Below are 11,593 nucleotides of genomic sequence, written 5' to 3' on the forward strand. Positions count from 1 at the left end.
TAGGATGGCATGGCAGCTGTCTTAGCTCATGTGCAATTAAACTTGGGAGCAGGCATGTACACTACGTTAACAATAAGTCACATTCAGGAAGAGATAGAAGGATTTAAGACATTCACTTTTGAAGGAGAGGGCGCTGCTGAGATTGCTTACAAAGCTGGTCAGTACCTGACTTTTGTATATCAGGACCATGCAGAAGAGCTCAGGCGTTCGTATTCTATTACCTCATCTCCGTCTTTGAACGAGCCTTTGCGTATTGGTGTGAAGCGAATTGAAAACGGAGTGTTTTCCCGTTATCTGATCGATTATGCCAAGGTAGGAGATCGAGTACAAACAAGTGGTGCCGGCGGCTTTTTCACTTTGCCGGATGATCTTTCTGCTGTTCAGCAAATATTTTTCTTTGCCGCCGGCAGTGGTATAACGCCTGTTCTGTCGCTGATCAAAACCTTACTACACGATTATACGGAGATACAGGTAGTATTGATCTACAGTAATTCTTCGCCTGCGACAACCATTTACCTGGAAGTCTTGCAGCAGCTGGAAGCTTCTTCGCTGGGGCGGCTTAAAATAGAGTTCCTGTTTAGTAATTCCCCTGATTTAGCCAGGGCCAGACTATACAGAGATCTGCTACAGGAGCTTGTTAAACAGTATGCTACCGTCCCTTTAAAGCATGCGCTATTCTACCTGTGCGGCCCGCAGCTTTACATGACCATGTGCAATTATGGCATCAGGCAATTAGGCGTAGCAGCAGGCAGTATCATCCGGGAAAACTTTAGCACGGTTAAGGTTCCTGTGAAAGTGGAGCCACAGGATAAAGGCCCTCACACCGTACTGATCAGAGCAGGAGAGCGGGAGTTAAGCCTGGCAGTGCAATACCCGACCACTATTCTGCAGGCAGCCAGGCAAGCCGGATTAACTTTACCTTATAGTTGCGAAGCCGGTAAGTGTGGCAATTGCGTGGCAAGATGTACGGAGGGTAAAGTCTGGATGTCGTATAATGAAGTGTTAACGGAGAAAGCACTGGCGAAAGGGCTGGTGCTGACCTGCGTCGGCCACCCGATAGAAGGAAACGTAACTATAGAACTATGAATGGTGCAAAGCTTACTTTTACGCTATATTCCAGATAAAATCCATTAAAGGGATCATTTCTAATTTTTAATTTGACGAAGCTCTAATAAACATGAAAGTAGATATCTGGTCTGATATAATGTGTCCGTTCTGCTATATCGGCAAGCGGAAATTTGAAAAGGCGCTGGAGCAGTTCCAGCACAAAGATGAGGTAGAGGTGGAGTGGCATAGTTTCCAGCTACAGCCGGATGCGCAGCATGTACCCGGCAAAGACACCTACGATTTTCTGGCTGAGATTAAAGGTACTACCCGTGAGCAGGCCAAGGAAATGAACAACTATGTAGCTGGCATGGCCAGAGAAGTAGGGCTTCAGTATGATTTTGATAACCTGAAAGTAGCCAATACTTTCGATAGCCACCGGCTCATCCACCTGGCAGCCAAACATGGTTTGCAGGACAAAGCCAAAGAAAGGCTCTTGGCGGCTCATTTCCTGGAAGGACAAAATGTGCAGGACCAGGAGACACTGGTTGCTTTAGGCTCCGAAATAGGGTTAGAGGCAGCAGAGGTCAGGGAAATGCTTTCGTCTGAGAATTATGCTTATGAAGTGAAGATGGATATACAGCAATCCCGGAACCTGGGAATAAATGGGGTGCCTTTTTTTGTGCTAAACAACAAATACGGCATTTCTGGTGCCCAGCCCTCTGAAGTCTTTCTAAAGGCATTAGAACAAACCTGGGCGGAGGAGAATCAGGCTTCGTAGTTTTTGTAAGTCCAGCAGCACCAACAAACAAAAGAGGCAGCCTTTTTGGCTGCCTCTTTTGTTTGTTGGTGCTGCTGTTAATCGTCTTTACGCATTACCCAGCTCAGGTTATACAGGTCTTTGCGTCGGTCTTTCAGGTTTCGTACGCTTCCTGCCGTGTTCAGGTCTTTGAGCAGGTCCAGGTCCAGGTCAGCGATCAGCGTCATCTCCGTATTTGGTGTTGCCTCGGCTATCACCGCATCATGCGGAAAAGCAAAATCAGAAGGCGAGAATACTGCCGACTGAGAATACTGAATATCCATGTTCTCCACCTTCGGCAGGTTGCCCACACTTCCAGTGATAGCCACATAACATTCATTCTCAATGGCCCGGGCCTGAGAGCAGAGGCGCACACGCAGGTAAGCGTTCTTGGTATCTGTCCAGAAAGGTACAAACAGGATTTTCATATCCATATCGGAAAGCATACGTGCCAGCTCCGGGAACTCCACATCATAGCAGATCAGGATACCGATTTTACCAATGTCTGTATCGAATATCTTGAGCTTATGGCCTCCGCGCATACCCCAGTAGTGCGACTCATCCGGCGTTACGTGCAGCTTATACTGCTTGTCGTATGTGCCATCGCGGCGGCAGAGGTAAGATACGTTATAGAGTTTATTGTCGTAGTACTCGGGCATACTACCTGCAATAATGTTGATGTTGTACGACAGCGCCAGGTGAATCATGCGTTCCCTGATTTCATCGGTGTACTCGGCCATACTACGGATGGCCTCCGAAGGCGATTCCTCGTTGGTGAGCGCCATGAGAGGAGCATTGAAAAACTCCGGGAATACAACCATATCTGATTTGTAGGAGCTGACGGTATCCACAAAGAACTCGACCTGTTGCATAAAGTCGTCGAGGTCTTTTACAGCCCGCATCTGCCACTGCACAATACCGATCCGTACCACGGTTTTTTTACCACCGATCAGCTTGTCCTTCTCCTCAAAGTAAACGTTAATCCATTCCAGCAAGGTAGCATAAGCACGTGAATCAATGTCTTCGGGCAGATAGCCCTTCAGGATTTTACGCACGTGGAAACCGTTGCTTAGCTGAAAAGACAGCACAGGGTCAGAGATTTCTTTGTTTCGGACCATCTCTATGTACTTGGCAGGCGTCAGCTTTTCGGCATAATGCTTATAGCCAGGTATACGGCCACCCGCAATAATACCGCGCAGGTTCAGCTTTTCGCAAAGCTCTTTGCGGGCATCATACAAACGGCGGCCCAGGCGCAGGTTCCGGTATTCCGGGTGAACAAATACATCGATGCCGTACAGGGTATCCCCTTCGGGGTCATGTGATTTAAAAGTTCCTTTATCAATGATCTGCTCGTAGGTGTGCTTGTCGCCATACACGGCATAGTCTACAATAAGGCTCAATGCCACAGCCACTACAGTGCCTTTGTCTTCGATACAAATCTGTCCTTCAGGAAATTTTTTAATGAGGTTAGAGAACTCCTTTCGGGTCCAGGCACCGTCTATGTTAGAATACACGATGTCCATGATCTCTTTTACTTCTTTATAATCTTTCAGCTCCAGCTGGCGCAGTAATAATCTATGTTCTGAAATTGCGTCGTTTCTTTCACTCATGTGTTAGTGGGTGTTTTTACTTTTTAAAGGTATACGTGCAGTAAGTATAGTTTCGGTTCAATATTTTATAAAATTCGGTCAGTACCTGCCTGCTATGAGCCGCAATCATGTGTTACTGAAAGAGCATTTAGGTATTTAAAATCCTGGTTTTATAAAGCAGTTCACTTCCTTGCCAATCCAGACGGAAAAGAAAAAATGACTTGTAATTAATTTCTGTATAGCACCAGGGCAGGCTCAGGAAGGGACACTATACTTCATAACAACGCGACCTGTTTGTTGTCATTACAAATATACATCCTTTATTTTAATCCGCGAAGTTCCTTTTACACCTGCACCTCTGGTATATCTCCTTCCACTATAAGCGTACCGGCTGTGGCTTTCTGAATATCTTCTATGGTAACGCCGGGTGCTCGTTCCAGTAATTTAAAGCCTTTTTCTGTTACCTCAATAACAGCTAAGTCTGTCACGATTTTCTTTACGCAGGCCAGGCCTGTAATGGGAAGGCTGCATTCCTTCAAAAGTTTAGAGGAGCCGTCGCGGGCCGTATGCTGCATGGCTACAATAATGTTTTTGGCCGAGGCCACCAAATCCATGGCACCGCCCATGCCTTTCACCATTTTGCCAGGAATTTTCCAGTTGGCTATATCGCCACGCTCCGATACTTCCATGGCTCCCAGAATGGTCAGGTCTACGTGTTCGCCCCGTATCATTCCAAAACTTTCTGCCGAGCTGAAAATGGCAGAACCGGGTAAAGTTGTTATGGTCTGTTTGCCCGCATTTATCAAATCGGCATCCACCATTTCTTCGGTAGGGAAGGGGCCCATACCTAATAAGCCATTCTCCGACTGCAGTACCACTTCTACATTTTCCGGGATATAATTTGCCACCAGGGTAGGAATACCTATTCCCAGGTTAACATACATCCCGTCTTTTACTTCTTTTGCAATTCGCTTTGCTATACCTGTTTTATCTAGAGCCATGTTAATGTGCTGATTCGTTAATGAGTTAGTGTGCTAAAATTTCAATGTGGTGGTTAATTGATGCTATGTCTTTTTAGAAGTGGAAATAATTTTAGAGAGTAATTTTTGAATTTCGAGCAATCTTTCCAGTTTATCGGTTACAGCCGGGAACGCTTTGCTGTAACTGCATAATAGTAGCCAGTATTCCGTTTCTTTTGCTTCTTTGGCTGCAATTTTGAGCTTATGTATAAAATCTGCTTTACTTTCTGCATGTTGTGACTCCCAAATATTTGCACCTATAGAAGTTCCACTCTTAAGCAGCTGATTTGCGATCACATATTTTTTATCTGCTTCCAGAGCATCAGTATACTGAATAATTTCCAAAGCAAACTTAAATGCCTTGTTCACTATAGGATTCTCTTCAATTCTCAACTGTTTCATTCTATCCATATTTTAAAAAGCACATTAGCATATTAAAAAATTAGCACATTAAGCGGAAGCCACTGTTCTCTGCTCAATGCGTTTCTCGTAGTGCTCTCCCTGGAAAATGCGTTGCACGTAAATGCCGGGGGTGTGGATGAGGTTGGGGTCTAGTTCGCCTGCTGGTACGAGTTCTTCTACTTCGGCTACTGTAATTTTTCCGGCTGCGGCCATCATCGGGTTAAAATTGCGGGCGGTGCCTTTGTACATCAAATTGCCTGCTGTGTCGCCTTTCCAGGCTTTAACAAAGGAAAAATCAGCCTTAAGCCAGGATTCCAGCAAGTACATTTTACCGTTAAACGCACGACTTTCTTTGCCTTCGCCTACTTCGGTGCCATAACCTGCCGGTGTGTAAAAGGCAGGTATACCCGCACCACCTGCCCGGATGCGTTCGGCAAGGGTACCTTGCGGAATAAGTTCTACCTCCAATTCACCGGAAAGCAACTGGCGCTCAAACTCGGCATTTTCGCCTACATAGCTGGAGATCATCTTTTTCACCTGGCGCTTTTGCAGGAGTAATCCGATGCCAAAATCATCCACGCCTGCATTGTTGGAGATACAGGTCAGGTTCTTTACACCCAGGCGGAGCAGTTCCTGTATGCTGTTCTCCGGAATGCCGCATAAACCAAAGCCACCCAGCATCAAGGTCATGCTATCCTGAATTCCTTGCAGTGCCTCCTGCACGTTTTTTACTGTTTTATTGATCATAGGATGTCTAGAAGATAATTTTAGTTAATAGTGTAATTATTATGTTAAATAATAGATATTGCTTCTGATCTATCGGATTCATTGAAGTAATTTATATATAAAAAAAGCCATATGGAATATATGGCTTTTCGAAATTACCCTTCAATAGGTTGTGTTTAACGTAATTTTGTTCCGGTGGCTGCTTTACAATTTCTGGCTGATTAAAACCTCCAGCACCACCTCCTGTTCAACTTGGTCGGCAATGGACTTTTTCACTTTCTCCAAATCTTGCGGGGTAACAGGGTTATCAGATAAAAGCGTGACACTAAGGGTGAGGGGATTACTGTTTCTGATAACGGAAACGTTTTTGATCAGGATATCATCAACCTGGTGGTTGTTAAGGGAACGAATAACATTATAGCTCCTGACCATTGCCAGGGAGCCGTATCCTAGCGGTAAACTTACTAAACCCACAATAAGGAGTGCTATCATAAGTCCTTTTCTGGCAAGGTGAAAGGGACTAAAGCCTAAGAATAAAAAGGTTATAATACCAGCCAACACAATACCTGCCAGGTTGGTGAGAAATAAAAGCAAGGCTCCTACAAAAACTTCCAGGTCGCCCCATCCCAGTCCTATACCTGATACAGCCAAAGGTGGTACCAGTGCAACAGCAATGGCTACTCCGGCAAGCGTTTTAGCTACTTCTTCCCGTGCGTGTGCATAAGCTCCGGCTATACCCGAAACAATGGCAACTCCTAAATCCAGGAGGTTTGGCCTGATACGGGCTGATATTTCTGCATTCAGGTGCTGGAACGGGGTTAGCAGGGTAACCAGTATAGCGGCCAGGTAGCCTACTACTAAGCTAAAAGCAATTGTTTTCCCGCTTCGGAAAATAAGTTTTTTATCTTGGCGAACCACACCCATCGAAAGCGATATAATAGGAGACATAAGCGGAGCCAGGATCATAGCGCCGATAATAACCGGCGATGAATCTGCGTACAAACCAAAGCTTGCCAACAGGGTTGATAAGACCATCAGCATCAGGTAAGAGCTGGTGGCCCTGGCATTTTCCCGCAGTATCAGAAAGAGCTCCTTAAACTCTTCGGTGGAGGCGTGGCTTACCCACGAGAGCGGCTGTGTCGTCAGGTCCCTGATGTAGGCATCGCCTTTGGGAAGCGTATCTACCCTGAATTTATCTTTGGCTTCTCCTGCTTCTTTATCTACCGAAAGATACCTGCCCGGCACAATCATAAGCTTTTCACTGCTTACCAGCAGCTCAATTTCCTTTGCGCTTAACAGCTGGTTGTCATGCGAAAAGTCCATAGGAGCGGGGCTGGAAATCGTAATCTGGCTAGATTTGATATGCCCTATAAAGGATGGTAACCTTCCGTTGCCCCTCTCGAAAATACTACTCATGTAGTAGCTAAGAATATCTACTAGGCTGTTGGGTGCCAGAATGAGGCTATGCAGCCTGCCATCATTTATAAATGATCCTTTTAGTATCCTTCTGGAAAAGATAGAACTCTTACCGTGTGAAACCACCACTATACCCAGTGCGGCCGTGTGAAGGGGCGGCTTGTTTTCGGCGGTAATGGTGAATTCCCTTGGGATGTGCGATTGAAAGCTTTTGAAGAAGCTCTTTATTTTCTCGAGCCTGGATAAGAAGAAGTTCTTTGACACACTTCCTGCCATCAGACTCAGGCTGTTACCAACCACCACTTTGTTAAAAACCGGCCTTCCATTGCAGAGCAACAGGTCTGCTTTTATTGTTTTTTCAGCGTTTCTGATATCCTCAATGGCCTCATACAAACTTCCGGATATGCCATACCCTGTTCTTACCTCTATCATTCCCGGATGAGGAAGGAATGCCAGAGTCCACTTTTTCAGGGAAGCAGTGGCGATGATTTCTGCAATGCGCTGGTCGTTTAAATAGGTAACAACAAAGCTTTCATCTTCAATAAGGCTACAATCTGTGTCATCCTGTTTAAAGGATATCAGCTCCTTTACACTTGCACCAAACTCTGGTACAATCTTATTCTTTACAGTTTCTTCTTCCAGCTGATCATAAATCAGCACAATGTCTTTCCTCATTTTACACACAAAAATCCTGGCCCAAAGCTTTGATCGTGGAGGCAAGGCTTTCTACAGAGCTAAAAGCTCAGGCTGCGGTTGTCGTCCCGATCAAAACAATCTATGTACTGCTAACCCGATAATTGGTTATTGTATGTGTGTTATTTGTGCTATAAATATGATGAATGAGGCAGAGAAGGAAGCGGAGCTTAACTAATTTCAGGCTAACTAAAGCCCAAAACCCTGCTTGTTTCTTCTTTATCTTTGGCTAGCTGTGCCTTTAAGGCATCCAGGCCGTTAAATTTCTGCTCCAGGCGCAGTTGCTCTACAAATTCTATGGTTAAAGACTGGCCATAAATGTCGCGGCTGAAGTTCAGGATATGCACCTCCAGCGTTAGCTTGGTGCCGTCTACGGTAGGGCGGGTGCCGATATTCATCATGCCGGCAAAGCGTTCCTCCTGCAGTTTTACCCATACCACATACACTCCGTTAGCAGGTATTAATTTATGCGCAGTAGGCAAAGCCAGGTTAGCAGTAGGGTAGCCGATGGTGCGGCCCAGTTTATTGCCTTCTTCCACCACAGACGTAAAGGCGTAAGGGCGGCCCAGGTATTGGTTGGCTGTAGGAATGTTTCCTGATTCAAGGGCAGTGCGTATTTTGGTAGAGCTCACGCCCACATCATCGATGTCCTGGCGCGGGATTTCTTCTACTTCGAAGCCGTACTGCTGCGAGCGGGATTTCAGGTGCTCAAAACTGCCTTCGCGGTTTTTGCCAAAGCGGTGGTCGTAGCCTATAATAAGCACTTTGGTTCTGATCGTTTTAACCAGGACATCCGAAATAAAGGTACGGGAGCTTAGGCGGGAGAATTCTTTTGTGAAAGGGATTATAAGCAGATAATCTATACCAAAGGCCCGAAGCTGCTCTATCCGCTCTTCAATGGTAGAAAGCAATTGCAGGTTATTGTCTTCCGGAAACAGCACCAGGCGCGGGTGAGGCCAGAAGGTAATAACCACACTCTGTCCGCCGGAAATCCTGGCACGCTCTGTAACACGCCGCAGAATTTTCTGGTGGCCAATGTGCACACCATCAAAAGTGCCACTCGTTACAACGGCATGTTTTAGGTTGGGAAATGCTGCTATATCATGAATTACTTCCATTCGCCTCTGCCTCTAGCTGTGCTTTTCTGATTTCCTGAACATGTTCTATTGTAAGCGCATCTTCTAACTTATACTGTCCGATACGGGTACGAACAAGAGAAGACAAATGAGCACCACAACCTAATTTCTGGCCAAAATCGTGGGCCAGGCTGCGTATATAAGTGCCTTTTGTGCACACCACTTTAAACGATACCACATTACCTTCGATGGCTGTCAGGTCAAAAGCTTTAATGGTGATTGTGCGGGGTTTCATTTCGGCTGTCTTGCCACCACGGGCCAGGTCGTAGGCTCTCTTGCCATCTACCCATACAGCGGAGTAAATAGGGGGTACCTGCTCAATGGTACCTACAAAAGTTGCTGCGGCTTCTTTTAAATTTGCCTCTGTTAAATGGCTGGTATCACACGCTTCGCTAACAGGAGTTTCCAAATCGTAAGAAGGGGTGGTCTGGCCAATGGTAATAGTGCCGGTGTACTCTTTTTCCTGGGCCTGTATCTCATCGATACGCTTGGTAAATTTACCTGTGCAAAGAATCAGTAAACCAGAGGCCAGCGGGTCCAATGTGCCGGCATGGCCGATTTTTTTAATGCGCAGAATGTTTCGGATCTTCTTTACAACATCGAAAGAGGTCCAGGTGAGGGGTTTGTCAATCAGTAATATTTCGCCTTCAGCAAAATTATAATCCATAGTTATACTCTTAAATCAACGCCCATTGCCAGTAAAGCCAGAATGGCGATACCGATAGCAATTCGATAGTAGCCAAACATCCTGAAACCGTATTTGGTCAGGAAACTAATAAAGAACCTGATAGCAAACATGGCCACAATAAAGGCAACAACGTTACCAATAAGCAGCAGTTTCAGGTCATGACCGGATAGTACTTCAAAGCTGTTGCCGATCTTTACCAGGTCGAACTTGAAAAGGTCGGATAGCTTTAGTCCCAGGAGGTCGGTAATAAACTTATAGGTAGCCGCTGCCAGCATAGTAGGCACGGCCAGGAAGAAAGAGAATTCCGCAGCTGCCTTACGGTTTACACCCTGGGTTAAGCCTCCTATAATAGAGGCCGCCGACCTGGAAACACCCGGCATCATGGCAAGGCACTGGAAGAAACCTATTACGATGGCGTTTTTATAGGTAATTTTGTCGTCAACGGCGTTTTTAAACCATTTATCTACATAGATGAGCACAATGCCACCCAGCACAAGCATAACAGCCGTAAGTAAAACACTTTCGAGCATCTCATCTATGATATCGTTTAATGCAAACCCGATAACGGCAGCAGGTAAAAAAGCTACCAGAAGCTTTTTATAAAACGCAAATGTGTTAAAGAAACGCTTCCAGTAAAGCGCTACCACCGATAAAATGGCTCCAAACTGAATATTTACTTCAAATATCTTTGTGATAGGCAACTCGTTTATGCCCATCAGGCTGGAAGCGATAATCATATGGCCGGTAGAGGAAACCGGCAGGTATTCTGTAAGTCCTTCAACTATGGCTAAAATAATAGCCTGCCATTCGTTCATCTACTCGTTTGTTTTGTCCTTAACTAAGATTGCAAAAAACTCGATGATGAAACCAAGCACCACCACAATAGGTCCAAGCGTTATACCCATAAAGCCAAGGCCATACTGTTCATCATCCATGGTCATGATGATAAAACCGATGGCAATTACCACAATGCCCACCAGCATAATGATGTAATTGCGTTTGCCAAAGGCAAGCTTGTTTTTGTTATCTTCCATATCTGTTTGAATGTTTGTGCGTAGCTAAATTGAATTTGTGTAAACTACTGTAGTTGATGTGTTTTGGATCCAGATTAATATAGTTCATCGAGCGACATACCCAGGTATTTCTTTACGGCTCTGTAAGAGCTCATAAATCCGATAATGCAACCGATCACCATCAGGGCGATCATCAGCATGTAAATCTGCTCATCGTCGCGAAGCAGCCTGAGTTCGTTGATTTCGTAATACGCATACTGCATCAGGATGAACAGCAAAGCAGAAGCGACAATACCACTTACGACACCCTGCCAGGCAGCTCTGTTCAGAAAGGGCCGCTGTATAAAAAAAGAAGTAGCGCCAACCAATTGCATACTGCGAATCAGGAAGCGTTGCGAGTATAGAGCCAACTTTACAGTATTGTTGATCAAAATGATCACTACTACGATAAGAATGACCGCAAAGCCTAATAATACCAGGGTTATTTTTTGAAGGTTACTGTTAATGGATTCGATCAGGCTTGCCACGTACTGCACTTCGTACACCCCGTTCACTGCCTCCAGATCTGCTTTAATTTTTCTAAGCTCTTCATTTCCTGAGTGGTCTGCGGCTACACGCACTACATAAGCATCGCGTAGTGGGTTCTCGCCCAGAAATTCCATGAAATCTTCACCGGTTTCGTCTAAAAAGGCTTTGGCTCCCTCTTCTTTGGAAATATAGCGAACCTGTGCCGTGTCCTGCTTATAAGCCACATACTCTTTAGCGGCGAAAGTTTTCTGAAGCCTTACCAGTTGTACCTCGCTCAGGTTCTGATCCAGGTATACCTGCATTTCGATACTTTCCTTAACAATGTCGGATAATTTTCCGGCGTGGATAAGGAGGATTCCGAACAGACCAATTACAAAAAGAGCCAGGGAAATAGTAAGTACCACCATGGTGTGCGGATAACTACCCAGCTTTTTTTTCTTAACAGATTTTAAATTATACTTTGCCATAATAACGCTTCCTCACAAAAATAGAAAGATTATTTTAATAAAGGAGGTATAGCTACATAAACAAGGTGTAGTA

Annotated in this window: 12 protein-coding genes; 2 read left to right on the forward strand and 10 right to left on the reverse strand. The window is 45.2% G+C overall.

The features are described from left to right. Positions 1-9: 9 nt before the first annotated feature. Together C1N53_RS02610 and C1N53_RS02615 are read left to right on the forward strand one after the other, a co-directional pair. A complete protein-coding gene (locus C1N53_RS02610) occupies positions 10-1,086 on the forward strand; it encodes a ferredoxin--NADP reductase (RefSeq protein ID WP_240773362.1) in 1,077 nt (358 codons plus the stop codon). A 91-nt stretch (positions 1,087-1,177) separates the two neighbouring features. Continuing rightward, the gene (locus C1N53_RS02615) at positions 1,178-1,825 is read left to right on the forward strand and encodes a DsbA family protein (RefSeq protein ID WP_137757844.1); all 648 of its coding nucleotides are present in this window, start codon (positions 1,178-1,180) and stop codon (positions 1,823-1,825) included. Between the two features lie 77 nt (positions 1,826-1,902). Here C1N53_RS02615 and C1N53_RS02620 read toward each other — a convergent pair whose 3' ends face one another. From C1N53_RS02620 to C1N53_RS02665, 10 genes are all read right to left on the reverse strand, one after another. Continuing rightward, positions 1,903-3,453 (reverse strand): carbon-nitrogen hydrolase family protein, encoded by a 1,551-nt coding sequence (locus tag C1N53_RS02620; RefSeq protein WP_137757845.1) that lies wholly within the window; start codon positions 3,451-3,453, stop codon positions 1,903-1,905. A 323-nt stretch (positions 3,454-3,776) separates the two neighbouring features. Next, positions 3,777-4,433, reverse strand: a complete 657-nt coding sequence (locus C1N53_RS02625) for a 3-oxoacid CoA-transferase subunit B (protein ID WP_137757846.1) — start codon at positions 4,431-4,433, stop codon at positions 3,777-3,779. A 63-nt stretch (positions 4,434-4,496) separates the two neighbouring features. Continuing rightward, positions 4,497-4,862: a four helix bundle protein gene (locus tag C1N53_RS02630; RefSeq protein ID WP_240773363.1), complete on the reverse strand. Its 366-nt coding sequence runs from the start codon at positions 4,860-4,862 to the stop codon at positions 4,497-4,499. Between the two features lie 39 nt (positions 4,863-4,901). Beyond that, positions 4,902-5,600 carry a CoA transferase subunit A gene (locus tag C1N53_RS02635; protein ID WP_137757847.1) on the reverse strand — a complete coding sequence of 233 codons (699 nt, stop codon included), beginning with the start codon at positions 5,598-5,600 and terminating at the stop codon, positions 4,902-4,904. A gap of 183 nt (positions 5,601-5,783) precedes the next feature. Continuing rightward, the gene (locus C1N53_RS02640) at positions 5,784-7,670 is read right to left on the reverse strand and encodes a TIGR00341 family protein (protein WP_137757848.1); all 1,887 of its coding nucleotides are present in this window, start codon (positions 7,668-7,670) and stop codon (positions 5,784-5,786) included. Between the two features lie 203 nt (positions 7,671-7,873). Continuing rightward, complete coding sequence (locus tag C1N53_RS02645) at positions 7,874-8,806, reverse strand: bifunctional riboflavin kinase/FAD synthetase (RefSeq protein ID WP_137757849.1); 933 nt, start codon at positions 8,804-8,806, stop codon at positions 7,874-7,876. Next, positions 8,790-9,491, reverse strand: a complete 702-nt coding sequence (truB, locus tag C1N53_RS02650) for a tRNA pseudouridine(55) synthase TruB (protein WP_137757850.1) — start codon at positions 9,489-9,491, stop codon at positions 8,790-8,792. The genes C1N53_RS02645 and truB overlap by 17 nt, the downstream gene beginning before the upstream one ends. 2 nt (positions 9,492-9,493) lie before the next feature. After that, positions 9,494-10,327 carry an undecaprenyl-diphosphate phosphatase gene (locus tag C1N53_RS02655; RefSeq protein ID WP_137757851.1) on the reverse strand — a complete coding sequence of 278 codons (834 nt, stop codon included), beginning with the start codon at positions 10,325-10,327 and terminating at the stop codon, positions 9,494-9,496. Further along, positions 10,328-10,546, reverse strand: a complete 219-nt coding sequence (locus C1N53_RS02660) for a DUF3098 domain-containing protein (protein ID WP_137757852.1) — start codon at positions 10,544-10,546, stop codon at positions 10,328-10,330. 74 nt (positions 10,547-10,620) lie between these two features. Next, positions 10,621-11,520 carry an ABC transporter permease gene (locus tag C1N53_RS02665; RefSeq protein ID WP_137757853.1) on the reverse strand — a complete coding sequence of 300 codons (900 nt, stop codon included), beginning with the start codon at positions 11,518-11,520 and terminating at the stop codon, positions 10,621-10,623. Positions 11,521-11,593: the final 73 nt, after the last annotated feature.

The organism is Pontibacter sp. SGAir0037 (assembly GCF_005491705.1).
In the GTDB taxonomy this organism is placed as follows: Bacteria; Bacteroidota; Bacteroidia; order Cytophagales; family Hymenobacteraceae; genus Pontibacter.